Origin of the sequence: Micromonospora sp. NPDC048930 (genome assembly GCF_043197935.1) — a bacterium.
In the GTDB taxonomy this organism is placed as follows: Bacteria; Actinomycetota; Actinomycetes; order Mycobacteriales; family Micromonosporaceae; genus Micromonospora.
Genome location: NZ_JBICUB010000003.1, coordinates 563,146 through 583,314, shown reverse-complemented (window position 1 = coordinate 583,314; position 20,169 = coordinate 563,146). Strand labels below are relative to the sequence as shown.

Annotated in this window: 13 protein-coding genes; 12 read left to right on the top strand and 1 reads right to left on the bottom strand. The window is 74.7% G+C overall.

Annotation, left to right across the window (positions count from 1 at the left end):
• Nucleotides 1-68 precede the first annotated feature (68 nt).
• From ACGFI9_RS11495 to ACGFI9_RS11470, 6 genes are read left to right on the top strand one after another with little or no spacing between them, the layout of a single operon-like run.
• Nucleotides 69-3,695: a DUF4132 domain-containing protein gene (locus tag ACGFI9_RS11495; RefSeq protein ID WP_393177636.1), complete on the top strand. Its 3,627-nt coding sequence runs from the start codon at nucleotides 69-71 to the stop codon at nucleotides 3,693-3,695.
• Entirely contained in the window at nucleotides 3,692-4,795 is a 1,104-nt protein-coding gene (locus tag ACGFI9_RS11490; RefSeq protein WP_393177634.1) for an AAA family ATPase, read from the top strand. Before ACGFI9_RS11495 ends, ACGFI9_RS11490 begins: the two co-directional genes overlap by 4 nt.
• A complete protein-coding gene (locus ACGFI9_RS11485) occupies nucleotides 4,795-7,098 on the top strand; it encodes a DUF5682 family protein (RefSeq protein ID WP_393177632.1) in 2,304 nt (767 codons plus the stop codon). Before ACGFI9_RS11490 ends, ACGFI9_RS11485 begins: the two co-directional genes overlap by 1 nt.
• Complete coding sequence (locus tag ACGFI9_RS11480; protein WP_393177630.1) at nucleotides 7,095-8,207, top strand: VWA domain-containing protein; 1,113 nt, start codon at nucleotides 7,095-7,097, stop codon at nucleotides 8,205-8,207. The genes ACGFI9_RS11485 and ACGFI9_RS11480 overlap by 4 nt, the downstream gene beginning before the upstream one ends.
• Before the next feature lie 9 nt (nucleotides 8,208-8,216).
• Entirely contained in the window at nucleotides 8,217-10,283 is a 2,067-nt protein-coding gene (locus ACGFI9_RS11475; RefSeq protein WP_393177628.1) for a hypothetical protein, read from the top strand.
• 41 nt (nucleotides 10,284-10,324) lie between these two features.
• A complete protein-coding gene (locus ACGFI9_RS11470) occupies nucleotides 10,325-11,296 on the top strand; it encodes a DNA polymerase domain-containing protein (RefSeq protein WP_393177626.1) in 972 nt (323 codons plus the stop codon).
• Nucleotides 11,297-11,300: 4 nt separating this feature from the next.
• On the opposite strand, the gene ACGFI9_RS11465 is transcribed toward ACGFI9_RS11470, so the two are convergent.
• Nucleotides 11,301-11,807, bottom strand: a complete 507-nt coding sequence (locus ACGFI9_RS11465) for an Lrp/AsnC family transcriptional regulator (protein ID WP_393177624.1) — start codon at nucleotides 11,805-11,807, stop codon at nucleotides 11,301-11,303.
• A gap of 72 nt (nucleotides 11,808-11,879) precedes the next feature.
• Between ACGFI9_RS11465 and pdhA the strand changes: the two genes are divergently transcribed.
• From pdhA to ACGFI9_RS11435, 6 genes are all read left to right on the top strand, one after another.
• Nucleotides 11,880-13,082, top strand: coding sequence for a pyruvate dehydrogenase (acetyl-transferring) E1 component subunit alpha (pdhA, locus tag ACGFI9_RS11460; protein WP_393177877.1), 1,203 nt, complete (start codon nucleotides 11,880-11,882; stop codon nucleotides 13,080-13,082).
• Nucleotides 13,082-14,086: an alpha-ketoacid dehydrogenase subunit beta gene (locus tag ACGFI9_RS11455; RefSeq protein ID WP_393177622.1), complete on the top strand. Its 1,005-nt coding sequence runs from the start codon at nucleotides 13,082-13,084 to the stop codon at nucleotides 14,084-14,086. Before pdhA ends, ACGFI9_RS11455 begins: the two co-directional genes overlap by 1 nt.
• Nucleotides 14,071-15,504, top strand: a complete 1,434-nt coding sequence (locus tag ACGFI9_RS11450; protein ID WP_393177620.1) for a dihydrolipoamide acetyltransferase family protein — start codon at nucleotides 14,071-14,073, stop codon at nucleotides 15,502-15,504. Before ACGFI9_RS11455 ends, ACGFI9_RS11450 begins: the two co-directional genes overlap by 16 nt.
• Before the next feature lie 276 nt (nucleotides 15,505-15,780).
• Nucleotides 15,781-16,695, top strand: coding sequence for a hypothetical protein (locus ACGFI9_RS11445; RefSeq protein WP_393177618.1), 915 nt, complete (start codon nucleotides 15,781-15,783; stop codon nucleotides 16,693-16,695).
• On the top strand, nucleotides 16,692-17,804 hold the full coding sequence (locus tag ACGFI9_RS11440) for a hypothetical protein (RefSeq protein ID WP_393177616.1): 1,113 nt from the start codon (nucleotides 16,692-16,694) through the stop codon (nucleotides 17,802-17,804). The genes ACGFI9_RS11445 and ACGFI9_RS11440 overlap by 4 nt, the downstream gene beginning before the upstream one ends.
• A gap of 130 nt (nucleotides 17,805-17,934) precedes the next feature.
• Entirely contained in the window at nucleotides 17,935-20,151 is a 2,217-nt protein-coding gene (locus tag ACGFI9_RS11435) for a hypothetical protein (RefSeq protein ID WP_393177614.1), read from the top strand.
• The last annotated feature ends 18 nt before the right edge of the window (nucleotides 20,152-20,169 follow it).

Sequence of the window (20,169 nt, the reverse complement as noted above, 5' to 3'; positions counted from 1 at the left end):
TCCTGTCGCCGCGCTGTCGGTGGGGCCGGTTATGGTCCCCGCACACTGCGGGTGATCAAGGAGACGGCGTGCGCAGATTCGACTTCGTCAGCGGCAACGCGGCCAAGTTCTGGGAGGTGGACCAGACCGGTACCACGGTGACCGTCCGCTACGGACGGATCGGTGCCGAGGGCCGGACGCAGGCCAAGGAACTCGACACCGCCGCCGAGGCCGCCGCGCACGCCGAGCGGTTGATCGCGGAGAAGCTCCGCAAGGGGTACGTCGAGTCCGGCAGCGCCGCCGCGCGGCCCTCGGTCACCGCCGAGGCCGCCGCGCCGGCCGCGCCGACCGCCGGTGAGCTGCCCGGCGAGGCGACGGCCGATCAGCTGCCGGACGAGGAGACGTTCGTGGTGCCGGCCGGCTGGCGGCGGCTGCTGATCCCGCGCCGGGGCGGCGTGCCGGGGCCGGCCCTGGCGGGCAGCGCCAAGGGCCGCGCCGCCGGGCAGCAGGTGCTGGCACCACTGGCGGCGGAGCTGGAGGCGGTGGCCCGGCACGCCGAGGACCCGGAGCTGAGCGCCGCGCTGCGGGCGTACCTCGCCGGTGAGCCGACCCCGCTGGGGGCGGCGGTGCTGGTGGTGGCCGCCGCGGCGGTGGTCGGCTGGCGTGACCGCGACCAGCAGGGGCGGGCGATCGGCGACCTGCTGGTCGCCGAGCTGGGCCCGGTCGGCGCCGCGGCCGCGCTGGCCGAGCAGGCCACCATCACCGTCGGCGCGGGCCACGGCGGCACCAGCGGGCTGCGCCGGGTGCGCACCGACACGGCCGAGTGGGGCTACCGGAACCTGCGGCTGGGCGTGCTGCGCCGGATCCGCGCGCACCTCGCGGTCGCCAGCGACGAGGAGTACGCGGGGATCCGCGCCGCCCTCGCCGGCTACCGGTCGGGTCCGCTGCCGGCCCGGGTGGTCACCTCGTTCCTGCTGCCGACCGAGCGGGACTGGGTGGCCGACGACGTGGCCGCGGTGGACCCCGCCGGCGAGTGGCTCCTGGTCGAGCTGCTGCTCTGCGCGGTCGACGACGTCGAACGGTTCGCCGCCCTCGCCGGCCACCTCTCCGTCTACTCCCTCATGTACGACCCCGCCGTCGTGGTCACCGGGACCGTCGCGATCGGACCGGCGATCGCGCCCCTGCTGGCCGAGTGGTTCGACCGCGAGAACCTCGGCGCCGAGGGCCAGCAGCGGCTGGTGTCCCTGCTGGCGGCGCTCCCGACCGACGAGGCGATGGCGCTGCTCCTCGCCCGCCTGGACCGTAAGTACGTCCAGGCCGGGGCGCTGGAGATGCTCCGCCGCTTCCCGGTGCGCGGGGTCCGCCTGCTGGCGCAGGCGGCCGGCGAGCGCACCGCCGCCGGACGGGAGGCCGCGACGCTGCTGCGCGGGCACGTGCTGACGAACCCGACGGCGGTCGACGCCGCGCTGCCGGGGCTCGACCCGGTGGGGCAGGCGCGGGTCGCGCAGGTCGCCGGCGACGGCGCCACCGCCGTCCCGGTCGCCGGGCCGGACCGGCTGCCGCCGGTGCTGCTCAGTCCCCCCTGGCTGGTGAAGCGCCGACGGGTCGCGCCCCCGGTGGTGACCGGGCTGACCCGCCCCGACAGGACCGCGTTGGTCTGGCAGCCGGGCGAGCGGGAACGCTGGGCGGCCGTCGTGCCGGGCTGGGCGGGGTACTGGCGGGGCGACGACCTGACCGTGCTCGGCGGGCGGGTGGCCGCCGGCACGGCGGGCGACTACGAGTCCGTCCACTTCTTCACCCGGGCCACCGAGGAGCTTGCCCGGCCCCTGCTGCCGGCCTGGCGGCCGACCGAGAGCTGGAATGCCGACCAGTGGCTGCGCCGCCTGGTCGGCCGCTACGAGCTGGACGCGCTGCCGGCCGTGCTGCACCTGGCCCGCACCACGCCACAGGCAGTCCACGAGGTGCTGCTGCCGGTCGCCGACGGCGAGGTCGCCGACCTGATGGCCGACTGGCTCGACCGGCTCAAGTCGGTCCGCTCCACCGCGCGGGCCTGGTTCCGGCGGCACCCGGCTGCCGCCACGCGGGCGCTGCTACCGGCCGCCCTCGGCACACCCGGGCCGCGCCGACGCGCGGCCGAGCGGGCGCTGCGCCTGGTCGCCGTCGAGCACCGGGACACGGTCCTCGACGCCGCCGGCGAGTACGGCGAGGAGGCCCTCGCGGCGGCGACGGCGATGCTCGACGCCGACCCGTTGGAGCAGCTTCCCGCCCGGATGCCCACCCTGCCGCAGTGGCTGGACCCGGTGCTGCTGCCGCCGGTGCTGCTGCGCGACCGTTCGGCGGCGCTGCCCGTCGACGCGCTGCGTCACCTCTGCACCATGCTCGCCGTGTCCAAGCCGGGTGAGGCCTACCCGGGCGTGGGCATCGTCCGCGAGGTGTGCGACCCGCTCTCGCTGGCCGAGTTCGCCTGGGCGCTGTTCGAGCGCTGGCAGGCGGCCGGCGCGCCGTCGAAGGAGAGCTGGGCGTTCACCGCGCTCGGCCTGATCGGCGACGACGGCACCGCCCGCCGGCTCGCCCCGCTGATCCGGGCCTGGCCCGGGGAGGGCGGTCACGCCCGGGCGGTCACCGGCCTGGAGGTGCTCGCCGGCATCGGCACCGATGTGGCCCTGATGCACCTCTACGGCATCTCGCAGAAGGTGAAGTTCCGCGGGCTGCGGGAGCGGGCGGCGGCGAAGGTCACCGAGGTCGCCGCCGGGCTGGGCCTGGACTCCGAGCAGCTCGGCGACCGGCTGGTGCCCGACCTCGGGCTCGACGCCGACGGCAGCCTGGTCCTCGATTACGGACCGCGACGGTTCACGGTCGGCTTCGACGAGCAGCTCAAGCCGTACGTGGTGGACGGTTCCGGGGCCCGCCGCAAGGACCTGCCCAAGCCGGGCGCCCGGGACGACCAGGCGCTCGCGCCGGCGGCGTACCAGCGGTTCGTCGGGTTGAAGAAGGACGTCCGCACCCTCGCCGCCGACCAGATCCGCCGCTTCGAAGCGGCCATGGTGGCCGGTCGACGTTGGCCGGTCGCCGACTTCCGCCGCTACTTCCTGGCGCACCCACTGCTCTGGCACATCGTCCGGCGGCTGGTCTGGGCGACCGTGGACTCCGCCGGCGCCGTGGTCACCGCGTTCCGGGTCGCCGAGGACCGCACGCTGGCCGACGTCGACGACGAGACGTACCTGCTGCCGGACGACGGCACCGTGGTGATCGCGCACCCGGTGCACCTCGGCGCGGCCATGCCCGCCTGGGCGGAGCTCTTCGCCGACTACGAGATCCTCCAGCCCTTCGTCCAGCTCGGCCGCGAGGTGCACCGGCTCACCGAGGCCGAGCGGGACGAGCGGCTGCTGCACCGGCACATGGGCGTCTCGGTGCCGGCCGGCCGGCTGCTCAGCCTGGAACGGCGGGGCTGGCGGCGGGGCGCGCCCCAGGACGCCGGCGTGCAGGGCTGGTTGGAGCGGGAACTGCCCGGCGGGCGCGCCCTGGTGATCGACCTCGACCCGGGCATCGCCGTTGGCGTGGTGGACATGTTCCCCGACCAGAAGCTCGAGGCGATCTGGGTGAACGACCGTCCCGAGGGGGAGTGGTACGGCCGCGACGGCAAGGTCCGCTTCGGTGACCTGGACGAGATCACCGCGTCCGAGGTGCTGCGCGACCTGGCGGAGGTGACCCGGTGACCGCGACGGATCCCACCGCCGAGCGCGCCCAGCGGCCCCCGGCCGAGGTGCGCTACGCCGACGAGCTGGCGAAGCTGGCCGCCGACGACACCGACCCCCGGCCGCCGGGCTGGGCACTGAGCCTGCGGGCCGCCCGCCGGTTCATCCTCGGCGACCCGGCCGCCGGGATCCGGCGCAAGTTCGTCGGTGACCCGTCGCTGATCGACCGCGCGCTGGTGGCGTTGGCCACCAGTCGCGGGCTGATGCTGGTCGGCGAGCCCGGCACCGCCAAGTCGCTGCTGTCCGAGCTGCTGGCGGCCGCGATCAGCGGTGACTCCACGCTGACCATCCAGGGCGGCGCGGCCACCACCGAGGACCAGATCCGCTACTCCTGGAACTACGCCCTGCTCGTGGCCGACGGCCCGTCGCCGCGGGCGTTGGTGCCGGCCCCGCTGCTGCGCGGCATGGCCGAGGGGCGGGTGGTCCGCTTCGAGGAGATCACCCGCTGCCCGCTGGAGGTGCAGGACTGCCTGCTCTCCCCGCTGTCGGACCGGGTGCTCGCCATCCCCGAGCTGCCCGGCCGGGACGCGACCGTGTTCGCCCGCGAGGGCTTCAACGTGATCGCCACCGCGAACACCCGCGACCGGGGCGTCAACGAGATGAGCGCCGCGCTGAAGCGGCGCTTCAACTTCGAGACCGTCTTCCCCATCCCCGACCTGGCCACCGAGCTGGAGCTGGTCGAGGCGGAGGCCGGTGAGCTGCTGCGCCGCTCCGGGGTGACCGTGCCGCCACGCCGGGACGTGCTGGAGGTGCTGGTGACCACCTTCCGCGAGCTGCGTACCGGGGTCACCGAGCGGGGTGACGCGATGGAGCGGCTGTCGTCGGTGATGAGCACCGCCGAGGCGGTCTCGGTGGCGCACGCCGTCGGGCTGCGCGGCTGGTTCCTGCGCGGCGAGGCGGGCGACGCCGCCGACCTGGTGGCCTGCCTGGCCGGCACCGCCGCCAAGGACGACGCGGACGACCTGGCCCGGCTGCGTCGCTACCTGGAACAGCAGGTGTCCCGCCGGTCGGGTGCGCAGTGGCAGGCGTTGCACGACGCCCGGCACCTGCTGCCCGGCTGATGGCGGGCGACACGCCGGGGGGCGTCGCGTTCCTCGGGGTCCGCCACCACAGCCCCGCCTGCGCCCGGCTGGTGGCGGCCACCGTGGCCGCGCTGCGCCCGGCGTACGTGCTGGTGGAGGGGCCGGCCGACCTCAACGACCGGATGGACGAGCTGCTGCTCGACCACGAGCTGCCGATCGCGGTGTTCAGCACCTACCGGGACGCGGGCCGGCGGCACGCCTCATGGAGCCCGTTCTGCGCGTACTCGCCGGAGTGGGTGGCGCTGACCGCCGGGCGGGCGGCCGGGGCGCAGGTCCGCTTCATCGACCTGCCCGCCTGGCATCCGGCGTTCGCCCGCCGCGCCAACCGGTACGCCGACGCCGACCAGCGGTACGCCGAGGCCGTGCGCCGGCTCTGTGCCACCCTGGCGGTGGACAACGTGGACGCCCTCTGGGACCACCTGTTCGAGATCGGCCCGGACGACGGACTCGCCGAGCGGCTGGCCGCATACTTCGACCTGCTGCGCGGCGAGTCCGACGCGGGCGAGGACGACACCGCCCGCGAGGCGTACATGGGCCGCTGGGTGAGGGCGGCGCGGACACGGGCGGGTGGCCGTCCGGTGCTGGTGGTCACCGGCGGTTTCCACCGTCCGGCCCTGGTGCGGCTGGTCTCCGCCACCACGGAGGACGAGGACTGGCCGGAGGTGCCGGCGCCGGAGCCCGACGCGGTGGCCGGCAGCTACCTGGTGCCGTACTCGTTCAAACGGCTGGACGCCTTCGACGGCTACCAGTCCGGGATGCCCTCCCCGGGTTACTACCAACGGGTCTGGGAGGACGGCCCGCAGCGGGCGGCGGAGGCGCTGACGGAGTCGGTGGCGGCCCGGCTGCGGGCCCGGCGGCAGCCGGTCTCCACCGCCGACCTGATCGCCGCCCGGAGCATGGCCGGCGGTCTGGCCCGGCTCCGCGGTCACGCCCACCCGGGCCGGGTCGACGTGCTCGACGGGCTGGTCTCCGCCCTGGTCACCGACGCCCTCGACCAGCCCCTGCCGTGGGCGTCGCGGGGTCGCCTGGCCGCCGGCACGCACCCCGCGGTGGTCGAGATGGTGGCGGCGCTCAGCGGCGACCGGGTGGGGCGGCTGCACCCCGACACGCCGCTGCCACCGCTGGTGCACGACGTCGACGCTGAACTGGACCGGCACCGCGTGGGCCCGGCCGACGTGGTCGAGCTGGGCCTGACCGATCCTGCCGACCTGGCGCGCAGCCGGCTGCTGCACCGGCTGCGGCTGCTCGACGTCCCCGGTCACGTCCGGGACAGCGGCCCCCGGGTGGGCGCGGACGCGGTGCTGACCGAGCGCTGGTCGCCCCGCCCGGCCGCGGACCGGCTGGCCCGGCTGATCGAGGCCGGCGGGTACGGACCCACCGTCCTCGACGCGGTGACCGCCCTGGTGGAGGAGCGGGCCGTGCTGCTCGGTGACGACGTGGAGGGTCTCGCCACACTGCTCTTCGACACCGCGCTGGCCGGACTCCGCGAGCATTCCGCGCGGGCGCTCGCCGCGATCGCCCGGGCGGCGGGCACGGTGACGGACCTGCGGGCGCTGGGCCGTGCGTTGACCGTGGTGCTCGGCCTGTGGCGGCACGACCGGCTGCTCGGCAGCGCGGGCGCGGCGCCGCTCGGCGCGCTGATCGTGGCCGCGGTGCGCCGGGCGCTCTGGCTCGTCGAGGGCGTGCACGCCGCCACCGCCCCGGCCGACCGGGGCCGGCTGGCCGCGCTGGTGGCGGTCCGGGACGCGATCCGGTACGCCGGTCCCACGCTAGGGCTCGACACGGAGGCCGCGCTGGCGGTGGCCGGGCGGGTCGCCGCCGACCCGGCGGCCCCGCCGGACCTGCGCGGCGCCGCCCTCGGCCTGCGCTGGTCCCTCGGCGCGGCGGCGGACGCCGGTCGGGCGGTCCGGGCGGTGGCCGCCCCGGCCACCCTGGGCGACTGGCTCTCCGGCCTGTTCGCGCTGGCCCGGGAGGAGGTGGTCGCCGGAGACGCGGCCCTGCTCGCCGTCCTCGACGATCTGCTCGCGGCGATGGACGCGCACGACTTCCTGGTCGCGTTGCCCGCGTTGCGGCAGGCGTTCGGCTGGTTCCCTCCCCGCGAGCGGGAGGCGGTGGCCCGGCACGTCCTGGCGCTGCACGGCGCCGACGGACGGGCCCGCGACCTGCTGCGCCTGGACGCCGACCCGGTGCTGGTCGCCGCCGCCCGCGCGCTGGACGCGCGGGTCGACACGGTACTCGCCCGGGAGGGGCTGCTCGGCGAACCGGAAGGAGAGCTCCCGTGACGGATCCGATGCTGGAGCGCTGGCGGCTGCTCCTCGGCGACGCGGCGCAGGAGTGCCTGGGCGGCCTCTCCGCGGAGGCGGCCGGCCGGGACGCCGCGCTGGACTGGCTGTACGGCCGGGACGAGGAGCTGAGCCGGCGGGACGTGCGCCGGGGCGGCTCCGGCCCATCCGTCCTGACCACCGTGGACTGGCTGGAGGGCATCACCCGCCTGTTCCCCAGGGAGACCGTCGAACGGCTGGAACGGGACGCGGTGGAGCGGTACGAGATCCACGACGTGGTGACCGATCCGCAGGTGCTGGCCCGGGTGGAGCCGAACCCGGCGCTGTTGCGCGCGGTGCTGCGCACCAAGCACCTGATGGACCCGGGGGTGCTGCGGCTGGCCCGGCGGCTGGTCGAGGCGGTGGTGCGCCAGCTCGTCGAGCGGATGGCCAGCGAGGTCCGGCAGTCGTTCTCCGGGGCACGGGCACGCCGGCCGAGCCGGTTCCGGCAGGCCCGCAACTTCGACGTGCGGCGCACCATCCGCGCCAACCTGGCGCACTGGCGGCCGGACGAGCGCCGGCTGCACGTGCGTACCCCGCACTTCTTCTCCCGGACCCGGCGGCACCTGGACCGCTGGCAGGTGATCCTGCTGGTCGACCAGTCCGGCTCGATGGTCGGGTCGGTGATCCACGCCGCGGTCACCGCCGCCTGCCTGTGGGGGCTGCCTGGCGTCCGGACCCACCTGGTGGCCTTCGACACCGAGGTCGTCGACCTCACCAGCGACGTGGACGACCCGGTCGAGCTGTTGATGAAGGTGCAGCTCGGTGGCGGCACCGACATCGCCCGGGCGGTGACGTACGGGGCGCAGCTGGTGGAGAACCCGCGTCGCACCATCCTCGTGCTGGTGACCGACTTCTACGAGGGCGGCAGCGAGGCGCACCTGGTGCGCGGCGTGAAACAGCTCGTCGAGCAGGGCACCCACGTGCTCGGGCTGGCCGCGCTGGACGAGGAGGCGAACCCGGCGTACGACCGGGCCACCGCGCAGAAGCTGGCCGACGTCGGCGCGGCGGTCGGCGCGATGACCCCCGGCGAGCTGGCCGCGTTCGTGGCCGAGCACGTGGGCCGTTAGGAGCGAGCCGTGACCCGTACCGACCTGCTGGCGCTCACCCCTGAGGTGCTCGCCGCGCTCAGCAACCGCGGCCTGGTGAAGCGGGCCACCAAGGCGGTCGACGGCGGCGAGCTGCCTACGCTCACGGTCGACGAGGACGGCGCCGTGCGCGCGGCACACCCAGATGGGGTGACCAGCGTCCTGCCGGCCGGCGGCGGACTGGCCACCGGCGTCTGCTCCTGCGCGGCGCCCGGTGTCTGCCGGCATCTGCTGGCGCTCGTGCTGACCTACCAGCGGGAACAGACAGTGACGGGCCCCGGGCCGGAGCGGGCGGTGCCCGCCAGGCCGGGCGGCCCGACCGGCGGCGGTGGCGTCGGACCGAACCCGGACACCGCCGGCCCGGACGGAGCAGGCGATGGCCCGGCGGGGACCGCCGGTGAGCCGTGGCGCTGGTCACCGGGAGACGTCACCGACGAGGAGTTGGCCGCTGCGGTCGGCACGCCGGCGCTCGCCGCAGCCGAGCGCCGGCGGCGGCGCGGCTACCTGGCCGTGGTCCGCCGACCCGGCGCGGACGACCCGGTGCCGCAGGTGGAGCTGCCCACCGGCACGGTCCGCTTCCTGGTGCCCCGCCAGATCGGGTACGCCAGCAGCGACGCCGCCGGCGACGGCGGCGAGGCGATCGCGCTGGCGGTGTGGGCGTGCCGGGCGGCCGACCGGGACCAACCGGACCGCCGGGAGGCGCAGGTGCGCGTCGGCGGGACGGCGTCGGTGGTGGACGGTCCGGCGCTGGACGCCGCGGTGACCCTGGCGGGGGAGGTGCTGCTCACCGGGGCGGTGCACACCGGCACCGGGGCGGACGCCCGGCTGGCCGCCGTGCGGCGGGACCTGGACGCCGCCGGGCTGCGCTGGCCGCTGCTCGCCGTCGACGAGCTGGCCGGCCAGCTCGAGGCGTATGCGGCCCGAAGCGCCCGCTACCGGCCGGAGACCCTCGCCGAGGTGCTCGCCGAGCTGCCGGCCCGGCGCCGGGCGGTGGTCAACGGTGGCGGCACCCCGCCGGAGCGGGTGCTGGGCGCGGACGAGCCGGCCGAGACCCCGCTGCGCCGGCTGCGGCTCACCGGCCTCGGGGCCCGGGTCCGCGAGTCGGCCGGCGAGGTCGCCGTCGACGTCGTCCTCGCCCACCCGGCGGCCGCCGGCGTGCTGGTGCTGCGGCGCGAGTTCGGCCCCGCCGACGGCGCCGGGCTCACCGGGCACGCCCTGGCCGGGCGGCGGGTGGCGGGCAGCACGCTCGGCGCGCTGGCCGCCGGCAACGTCGTCTCCGAGTCGGCGGTGCGCAGCGCCGCGCACCGGCTGCGGTTCGCCGCCGGCCGGCTGGCCCGCACCACCGTCACGCCCGGCGCCGGGTCCTGGGCGGAGCTGCCACCCGGGCTGCTGGCCCGGGACCTGGACGCGCTCGCCGCGGCCCTGGCCGAGCAGCCGCCCCGGCTGCTGCGACCCCGGACCGCGGCCGAGTCGGTGCGGGTGCTGGCGCTGGGCGACGTGCGGGCGATCGGGTACGCCGCCGGTGAGCAGCGCCTCGCCGCGACGGTGACCGGGGTGGCCGGCGGGGTGGCGACCGTCTCGGCGGTGCACCGGGCGGTCGCCCCGGGCGCGCTGGACGCGCTCGCGGCGGCGCTCGGCGGCGCCCACGGCACCCCCCGGTACGTCAGCGGCACGGTGCGGCGCGGCGCGGACGGCCTGGTGGTCGAGGCGCTGGCGGTGGTCGCCGACACGGTGGTCGTACCCGATCTGGCGGCCGGTGCGGGCGACGGCGCGCTGGGCGGCGTGGTGGCCGAGCCGCCGGATCCGGTGACGGCCGCGCTGCGCGCGGCGTCGGCGCTGCTCGCCCAGGCTGCCCACAGCGGGCTGCGGCACCTGCCGGCCGGGTTCCGGGACCGGCTGCGGAGTGCCGCCGAGCGGCTGGCCCGGGTGGGCCTGGACCGGTGCGGCAATGCTCTGATCGACCTGGCCGGAGCGCTCGGCGCCGACCCCGGCGACGCGGCGGTCCGGGCCTGGGTGGACGCCCAGATCCGGCTGCTGGTGACCGCGGAGTCCCGGTGAGCCGGTCCCCGCGACCGCGCCCGACGGCTACGGTGTGAGGCGTGGCGACCACGGCCGAGGAGATCCGGGTGGGGGAGCGGGTGGTCCGCGTCTCCAGCCCCGACAAGCCGTACTTTCCGGAGCGGGGACTGACCAAGCTGGACGTGGTCCGCTACTTCCTCGCCGTCGGCGACGGCATCCTGCGCGCCCTGCGGGACCGTCCCACCATGCTGGAGCGCTGGCCGCGCGGGGTGTTCGAGGGCGCGAAGATCGCCACCCGGCAGAGCAACAAGGGTGACGCCTTCTATCAGAAGCGGCTGCCGGCGGGGGCGCCCGAGTGGGTGCGGACCGCGCACATCACCTTCCCCAGCGGCCGGACCGCCGACGAGGTCGCCCCGAGCGAGCTGGCCGTGGTGGCCTGGGCGGCCAACCTGGGCACCCTGCGGTTCCACCCGTGGCCGGTGTCGAAGGCCGACGTGGAACGTCCCGACCAGCTCCGGATCGACCTCGACCCGATGCCCGGCGTGGACTTCGCCCAGGTGGTGCCGGTCGCCCACGAGGTCCGGGCGTTCCTCGATGAACTGGGCCTGGCCGGCTACCCGAAGACCACCGGCGGCCGGGGCATCCACGTCTACCTGTCCATCGAGCCCCGGTGGAGCTTCGGCGACTGCCGCCGGGCCGTGCTGGCCCTGGGCCGGGAGATGCAGCGCCGGCTGCCCGACCTGGTCACCACCACCTGGTGGCGGGAGCAGCGGGACCGGCCGGTCTTCGTCGACTACAACCAGATGGCCCGCGACCACACGATGACCTCGGCGTACTCGATCCGGCCCACCCCGCGGGCGCTGGTCTCCGCGCCGCTGGACTGGGCCGAGCTGGACGACGCGCGGCCGGAGGACTTCGACGTGGTGAGCATGCCGGCGCGGTTCGCCGAGCGGGGCGACCCGCACGCCGGCCTGGACGAGCGGCGCTTCTCGCTGGAGCCGCTGCTGGAGTTGGCCGACCGCGAGGGCCTGGAGGCCCCGCCGGAGCGCTGAGCGGTCACGGCCAGGGGCTCTGCGTCCCGTCGAACTCCCCGAAGACCAGCCAGGTCCGGGTGGACAGCACCCCGGCGATGCTCTGCACCCGGTCGAGCACCACGTCCCGCAGGGTGGCGTTGTCCGGCGCGCGGACCAGGGCCAGCACGTCGTGCTCGCCGCTGAGCAGCGCCGCGTGCTCGATGTAGCGGACCTGCGCCAGCTCGGCCGACACCTCCCGCCAGGTGTTCTGCTCGATGGTCAGCGCGATGTACGCCGACGTGCCCAGCCCGGCGGGCTCCGGGGCGACCCGCGCCTGGAACCCGGTGACCACCCCGTCCCGGATCAGCCGCTCCAGCCGGGCGTACGCGTTGGTGCGCGAGACGTGCACGCGTTCGGCCAGCGTACGGATGGAGAGCCGGCCGTCCCGGACCAGTTCGTGCAGGATCCGCCGGTCCACCTCGTCGAGCGGCCCGGCCGAACGTCCCGTTCCGGCCGGCATGCCCGGTGTGGTGCCGGTCTCCTGGCTCATGAAGCCCTCATTCCTCTGCCATTCGTCCCGCGTTCATCCGCGATGTTGAGTCAATCATCCGACAGCAGGAGCATAGGGCCACCACACGTCCAGGAGGTCCCCGCCGTGACGACCACACCCCAGGCGGTCCGCAGGGCATCCCCCCGCACCCGCCGGCCGGCCACCCCGGCCGCCCCCGATCCGTCGGCCGGCCTGCTGCCGCGCACCGAGCCGGTCCGACTGCTGAACCCGGACGGCACCCCGCTGCCGGCCCGGGACGACTACCCGGAGCCGCCGGTCGAGGCGCTGCGCGAGATGTACCGCCGGATGGTCGTCGGCCGCCGCTTCGACGTGCAGGCCACCGCCCTGACCAAGCAGGGCCGCCTCGCCGTCTACCCGTCCTCCCGGGGCCAGGAGGCGTGCCAGGTCGGCGGGGTCCTCGCCCTGCGGGACACCGACTGGGTCTTCCCCACCTACCGCGAGTCGATGGCGCTGACCGCCCGGGGCATCGACCCGGTCGAGGTGCTCACCCTGCTGCGGGGCGACTGGCACTGCGGCTACGACCCGACCACCGTGCATACCGCGCCGCAGTGCACCCCGCTCGCCACCCAGTGCGTGCACGCCGCCGGCCTGGCGTACGGCGAGTCGTACCAGGGGCGGGACACGGTCGCGCTGGCCTTCATCGGCGACGGCGCCACCAGCGAGGGCGACTTCCACGAGGGGGTCAACTTCGCCGCCGTGTTCAAGGCCCCGGTCGTCTACTTCGTGCAGAACAACAAATACGCGATCAGCGTCCCGCTCTCCCGGCAGACCGCCGCGCCGAGCCTGGCGTACAAGGGCGTCGGCTACGGCGTGCCCAGCGAGCAGGTGGACGGCAACGACCCGGTGGCCGTCCTCGCCGTGCTCACCCGCGCCGTCGAGCACGCCCGCGCAGGCTTGGGGCCGTACCTGGTCGAGGCGCACACCTACCGGATGGAGCCGCACACCAACGCCGACGACCAGACCCGCTACCGGGACGCCGAGGAGGTCGAGGCGTGGCGGGACCGCGACCCGATCGCCCGGCTGGAGGCGTACCTGCGGGCCCGGGGGGTGCTGGACGACGCGGCCGTCGCGGCGATCGCCGACGAGGCCGAGGCGTACGCCGCCGCGCTGCGCGACCGGATGAACGCCCAGCCGGCCGTCGACCCGCTCAGCCTCTTCGACCACGTGTACGCGGAGCCGACCCCGCAGCTGGTCGAGCAGCGCGAGCAGGTCCGCGCCGAGCTGGCCGCCCGGGACGAGGAGGGGGACGCCTGATGGCCACCATGACCATGGCGAAGGCGCTCAACGCCGCGCTCGCCGACGCGCTGCTCGACGACGAGCGGGTGGTCGTCTTCGGCGAGGACGTCGGCCAGCTCGGCGGCGTCTTCCGGATCACCGACGGGCTCCAGGCCCGGTTCGGCGACAAGCGCTGCTTCGACACCCCGCTCGCCGAGGCCGGCATCGTCGGGTTCGCCGTCGGCCTGGCCATGTCCGGGCTGCGGCCGGTGGTGGAGATGCAGTTCGACGCGTTCGCGTACCCGGCGTTCGAGCAGATCGCCTCGCACGTGGCGAAGCTGCGCAACCGCACCCGGGGCGCGCTCAGCGTGCCGATCGTCATCCGCGTCCCGTACGCCGGCGGCATCGGCGGCGTCGAGCACCACTGCGACTCCTCCGAGGCGTACTACGCGCACACCCCCGGCCTGAAGGTGGTCACCCCGGCGACGGTGGAGGACGCGTACTCGCTGCTGCGCGAGGCGATCGACGACCCGGACCCGGTCGTCTTCATGGAGCCGAAGAAGCTCTACTTCTCCAGCGCCGAGGCGGAGCTGCCGGCCCGGACCGCGCCGTTCGGCAAGGCCGTCGTCCGCCGTGCCGGCACCGACGCCACCCTGGTCGCGTACGGCCCGGCCGTGCCGGTCGCGCTCGAGGCGGCCGAGGCCGCCCGCGAGGAGGGTTGGGACCTGGAGGTCGTCGACGTACGCACCATCGTGCCGTTCGACGACGCGACCATCGCCGCCTCGGTCCGCAAGACCGGCCGCTGCGTGGTGATCCAGGAGGCGCAGGGCTTCGCCGGGGTCGGCGCGGAGATCGCCGCCCGGGTGCAGGAGCGCTGCTTCCACGCCCTGCACGCCCCGGTGCTGCGGGTCTCCGGCCTGGACATCCCGTACCCGGCGCCGATGCTGGAGCACACCCACCTGCCCTCGGTGGACCGGGTGCTGGACACCGTCGCCCGCCTCCAGTGGGACGACCAGCCCGACCCCCGGTGGGTGGCGGCATGACCACCGCGCAGCAGACCCGGGACTTCCTCCTGCCGGACCTGGGGGAGGGGCTGAGCGAGGCCGAGATCGTCGAGTGGCGGGTCGCCGTCGGCGACGTGGTCAGCGTCGACCAGACCGTGGTCGAGGTGGAGACCGCCAAGGCCGTCGTCGACGTGCCCTGCCCGTACGCCGGACGGGTCGTCGCCCTGCACGGCGCGGCGGGTGAGGTCCGCCCGGTCGGCCAGCCGTTGATCACCATCGCCCCGCTCGACGGCGGGGACGACCCGCACGCCACCTACCGCGAGGAGGAGCGGGCCGGGTCCGGCAACGTCCTCATCGGGTACGGCACCGGCCACGGCGGCTCCGGGCGGCGGCGTCGCCGCCCGCGCCTGGCCCTGGCTCCGGAACCCGGTGCGCCGGCCCCGACCGCCGGTCCGGGCGCGGCCACGGACGCCGCCACCGGCGCGGCGCCCACGGACGTCGCCGGCCTGGCGGCGGCGGTCGGGGCGGAGCGCGCCGGCTCGCCGGCCCGCGGCGGCCCGGCCGGTGCGCCGCTGGTCATCTCGCCGATCGTCCGGCGGCTGGCCCGGGAACGCGGCCTGGACCTGGCGGCCCTGACCGGCACCGGGCCCGGCGGCGTGATCCGGCGTGCGGACGTCGAGGCGGCGCTGGCCACGCCGGCCGCGAAGCTCGCCGCCGTGCCGGACGCCCCGGAGGCGCACGTCGGGCTGGCCCCGGCCGGGGACGGCGACGTGGTCATCCCGCTCACCGGCATCCGCAAGGCGATCGCCGACAAGCTCTCCCGCAGCCGGCGGGAGATCCCCGAGGTGACCATCTGGGTGGACGTGGACGCCACCGGGCTGCTGGAGACCCGGGCCGCGATCAACGCCGCCACCCCGGACGCGCCGGTCAGCATCCTGGCCCTGCTGGCCCGGATCTGCCTCAGCGGGCTGCGGAAGTACCCGCAGCTCAACGCGCACGTGGACACCGAGGGGCAGCGGATCGTCCAGTCGGCCGGGGTGCACCTGGGCATCGCCGCGCAGACCGACCGGGGCCTGCTCGTCCCGGTGCTGCGCGACGCGCAGCGGCTGACCACCCGGGAGTTGGCCGCCGCCCTGGCGGAGACCACCGCGGCCGCCCGGTCCGGCACCCTGCCTCCGGCCCGGCTGACCGGCGGCACCTTCACCCTGAACAACTACGGGGTGTTCGGCGTGGACGGCTCCACCCCGATCATCAACCACCCGGAGGCGGCGCTGCTCGGCGTCGGGCGCATCGTCGACAAGCCCTGGGTGGTCGACGGGCAGTTGGCGGTCCGCAAGGTGACCCAGCTTAGCCTCACCTTCGACCACCGGGTCTGCGACGGCGGGGTGGCCGGCGGGTTCCTGCGGCACGTGGCGGACTGCGTCGAGCAGCCCGCCCTGCTGGTGGCGAACGTCTGACCGTCGCGGCGGACGATTCGACGGCGCCGTGGTTCCGCGGAACCACGGCGCCGTCCCCGTTCGCTCGCCCCGCTCATGGAATTTCCGTTCAATGTGAGGCCGAATGTCGAATCGCCGATCACGCGGAATTTCCATTCGAAATGGTGGTCCGCCATTACCACGCAATGAGCCCGACCGGAAGCCCACTGTGGACAATTTCCGGGGTACGGCTGCGCCGGAAGTTCGGCCCGCGGCCGGGACGCCATTGCTGGCGCACTGTCGATAAAGTCGAGAGCTATGCGGGTCAGTGCCCTCCGTCGATGGTTGATCCCGTCGCTGTGTGGCCCGCTGCTGTTCCTCACCCTGGTCGGCGTGGCCGCCTGCGGGGATGACAAAGCAGCCGACAGCACGGCCGCCGAGGCGCTGCTCTGCCTCTCGCCCGCCCAGCGGCCGGAGGTGGTGCGGGCCGCCGTGCTGCTCCGGCTCGCCACCGCTGCGCCGGTTCCGGACCAGCTCCGCGACGACGGCCGCGACTGGTCGCTGGAGGACTGGCGCGGGCGACACCAGGAGGACTTCGCGAGGGCGTGCGGCGTCGCGGTCGCCGCGACGCAGCTCGACGACGGCGCTTCCGGCTCCGGCTCCGGCGGTTCGACCTGGAAGGTGCTCTGGCCGCTGCTGGTCGGCGCCGCGTTGACCCTGGTCACCACCGCCGCCACCACCGGCTGGCGGGAGCGGATGACGGAGCTGCGCAAGCACTCCGCCGCCCTGCGGACCGACGCCCGGGCGTTCGTCACGGCCGTCCTCGGCTTCATGGACGTCGCCACCGACGCCAGCCAGCCGGTGCCCAGGGGCGAGTCGCTGGACGACCTGCGTACCCGGTTGCAGCTGACCCTGGAGGAGACGCCCCGGCCGGACCGGCACCCCGAGGTGGGGCGGATGCTCGCCGCACTGGACGACGGGCCGCTCGGGTCCGAGCTGACGTCGGGGTGGTCGACGCGGGAGGTGCGCCGCCCGGACGGCGACCGCGCCGTGCGGGTGCGGTCCGCCGTCGACGAGCTGCGCAACGGTGTGCGGACGGTGGCGGAGGCCCGGGAACGACCGATCCGCGACGCGCTGATCCACCGGTGGCGCCGCCGAGGTCACCCCCCGCCCGCCGCCCCCGTCCCACCGGCAGCTGACCAGTCCCACGAGTCCCCGCGGAGCATGGCATGAGCCCGAACGGCGAGCCGCTACGGAACCCGTTCGACATCAAGGAACTCGGGCCGGCCGCGGAGGGCGCGCTGCAACCGTGGGGTTACCCCGAACACGAGAAGCTCTACCTCGCGGTCGACCAGACCCAGCAGGCGTACGAGCGGTTCATCGACTTCCTCCCTCCGATGAGGAGGGACGGCAAGCATCCCGGTCGGCTGGTGGTGGTGACCGGCGAGCGCGGATCCGGCAAGACGTCGCTGATCCACCGGTGTGTCCACCGCCTGCAGCAGGCCCTCGCCGACACCACCTTGAAGATCGTCGACGTGACCCGGTACGAGCCGTTCAGCCCGCCCGCTCCCGAGGGCCGTTCGGTGCTGGAGAACTACTTCGACCGCCTCGCCCACCGGGTGCTCACCGAGGTGCACGCGGAGGATGACAACTATCCCGACCCGGGGGCGACCATCATGCCCGCCCCCTCGGCGTACGCCAGGCTCAGCGGCCACTTACGGTCGCGCAAGGAGTTCGCGGCGATCATCCTGCCCGCCTTCCTCGATCAGGTGAACAGCCCCGGCCAGGAAGGCGAGCTGGCCCTGGCCCGGGTCCACCCGGTCCAGCACTACATGGGATTCCGCGTCGAGCGGGTCTTCTTCTTCCTGGAGAGCCGCAACCCGGAGGCGGTCAGGTCGTGGCACCGACAGCTGGACGGGGACGGAAAGGCCGAGGCCATCGTGCTCAGTCTCGGCCCACTCAAAGATCACGACGGCTGGACCTACGCCGGCGGCCGGCTCGCCCGTACCCCCAATCCGGGCTGGCCGACGGTCGACAGGCAGATGATGGAAAACCTGGTTCCGGCCGACCGCAGGATGACGCTGAGCGCACTACGTGAGTTGTGTCACGATGTGTGGAGGCAGGCGATCGCGGACGGCGACGCCACCGTCACCGACAAGCACATCAGCAAATTCCACGAGCGCCAGGCGGAGTCCTTCGAAGAACGTCGTCCGTACCTGCCGGACGACAATCCGGGTACGGAAGGTCCCGAGGCTCCGCCGACAGAGGGGCCACCACCGGAGGCGCCGCACCGACCAGGGACCGACGAGGACGAGTCAGGGGACGAGACCGATGCCAAGTGACCAGGCACCGCGGCCGACGCCGGATGGTGCCGGTCGACCCCGACGAACCCTCTTCCCGGCAGACGGCGTCAACCCCTACCTGCCGACACCGGTAGCCCGGGTCGGCGACAGCGCGGCCGGTGTGGTCACGGTGGCCACCAGGGCGGTGGTCCGGGCCAGGGAGGCGTTGGACGATTACCTGCGCTCGCCGCACACGCCCGACCAACCCCGCAAGGGCCGCGTCCTGACCCTCGTCGGGGACTTCGGCACCGGCAAGACCCACCTGGTGGCCGCGTTGCGCCGCCGCGTCCTGGAGTCCGCCCCGGCGGCCGACCCGGTCTATCTCGACGCGCCGAACGGCACCTTCGTCGACCTCTACAAGCGGTTCATCGGGCAGGTGAAGCGGCCGCGGGTGATGGACCTGCTCAGCGACTACTACGCCGAGGTGGTGGCCGACGAGCTGGACGCGACGCCGCACACCGCGCGGACCGCCGCGCGGCTGCGGCAAGGGGAGATCGACCCGGTGGCGGTGGTCGCCCGGCTGCACCTGCCCGACCGGGTGCTGCTGCAACGGCTGCAGACGACCCTGATCAGGGTCACCCGGGACAACGACCTCGGCACGGCGTTCACCCTGCTGCTCCAGCCCGAGGTGCAGACGCTGATCTGGGACTGGCTGACCGGCAACCCGCCGAGCGACTTCCTCCAGGAGCGGGGAATCTTCCGCAGCATCGGCACGGACACCGCGGCGTTGGACGCGATGGCCGCGTTCGGGCGGCTGCACCGGGACCGGGGCCGGCCCTCCGTCCTGATGATCGACGAGTTCGACCGGGTGCTGTCGGCGGTCGACAGCCGTACCGACTTCGCCGATCGGCTGGGGCCGTTCAAGCGGATGCTGGAGGCGGTCGGGGAGTCCGGTGCCTTGGTGGTGCTCGCCGGCATGCCCGACATGTTCAAGATCGTCGACGAGAGCACCAAGCAACGCATGGGACAGGTCGTCGAGGTGAGCCCGATGACCGTGGCCGAGGTCCAGGAGTTCATCCGGTCGTCGCACCGGGCGATCCGCGGCGACGACGCGCTGGACCCGTTCACCCAGCAGGCGGTGGAATCCCTGGTCGCGTTGACCAAGGGAGTGCCCCGACAGTTCATCACCCTGTGTCATTACCTCTACGGCTGGGCGCAGGGCACGCAGGAACTGATCAGTCCGGAGGTGGTGCGCCAGGTCAGTGGCAACCACTTCGACCTTGCCAGCGTGCTGGACGTCCGCCGGGACGTCTTCCACGTCCTCAACCGGGTGGGGATCCGGGTCGCGCGTGGACACCTGCGGGAGCGCGGCGGTGAGGTGGGGGTGGACTACTGGGTCTCCGACTCCCACGGTGAGTACCGCTGCGCCATCCTGATCACCGGTGGGGTGCTGTCCTCGGCCGACGTTACGGAGGTGCGGCAACGGGCCGCCCGAGCCCGCGCAGAGGCCGGTGCCGTGGAGATCGTCCTGGTGGTGGTCGGCTACCTGACCGAAGCGATGGCCACCCAACTCGTGCCGATCCTCAAGCCCAACGACCCGATCGTGTACGGCCGCGAATCCTTCCCGGAGACCCTGCAGGCGGTGGTCACCGGCGTGCTGAGCCGCCACCGGGAGACGGTCACCGCCAATCCGCTGGAGGTGATCATCGACGGGGTCGAACGGATCACCCGGCAACAGGCCACCACCCAGGAGTTGATCGAGTACGTCGCGCAGCACCTGGCAGGGATCGGCGAGACCACCGAACGGCAGCTGACCGACATCCGCCGGGAGGTGGCCAGCGCCACCCGGGGTGGCGACCCGACCACGACAGCGTCCCGCCCCACCGCCTCGCCGACCCTGACCGCTGTCGAGGAACTCTTCCAGGACGCGTTACGGCTGCTGCGCTCCATCGACCGGATGGACGACGACCTGACCGCCGCGTTCGCCGACGCGCCGGCCCGCCCGTTGCACGCCGGGCTGCGCGCGGTGCAGGCCCGGCTCAGGCAGCAGGACGGATTCAGTCCCCTGGGCACCGCGGTCTTCCTCGGCAAGCTCGTGCAGGCGTTCGAGCACGCCTTCCTGGACTGGTACGACGCCTCCCAACTGCGCGCCGGTGGCCGGCCGAGCCCGGCGGAGCGCGACCGGCTGGACCGGATCTGCACGCGCTACGAGGCGCTCTATCACGACATACCGCTGGACGAGTTGAAGAAGCTGGTCGAGTCGAGCGTCCGCGACCCGGAGCACGACGACGTCGTCTCCCAGGCGGCCGGCCCGACGATCCGGCTCGACGACATCCGGCGTACCTTCGCCGAACTCGGCGTCCGGGTGGGACGCGCGGTGGACGGTTGGGAGGGCGGCACCGGCTGACGTGGTGGGCCGACCTGG

What these genes read in the sequence shown, in the direction of transcription:
- ACGFI9_RS11485 (WP_393177632.1), top strand. Translation starts at nt 4,795, where the DNA reads ATGGCGGGCGACACGCCGGGGGGCGTCGCGTTCCTCGGGGTCCGCCAC.
- ACGFI9_RS11465 (WP_393177624.1), bottom strand. Translation starts at nt 11,807, where the DNA reads ATGAGCCAGGAGACCGGCACCACACCGGGCATGCCGGCCGGAACGGGA.
- ACGFI9_RS11455 (WP_393177622.1), top strand. Translation starts at nt 13,082, where the DNA reads ATGGCCACCATGACCATGGCGAAGGCGCTCAACGCCGCGCTCGCCGAC.
- ACGFI9_RS11445 (WP_393177618.1), top strand. Translation starts at nt 15,781, where the DNA reads ATGCGGGTCAGTGCCCTCCGTCGATGGTTGATCCCGTCGCTGTGTGGC.
- ACGFI9_RS11440 (WP_393177616.1), top strand. Translation starts at nt 16,692, where the DNA reads ATGAGCCCGAACGGCGAGCCGCTACGGAACCCGTTCGACATCAAGGAA.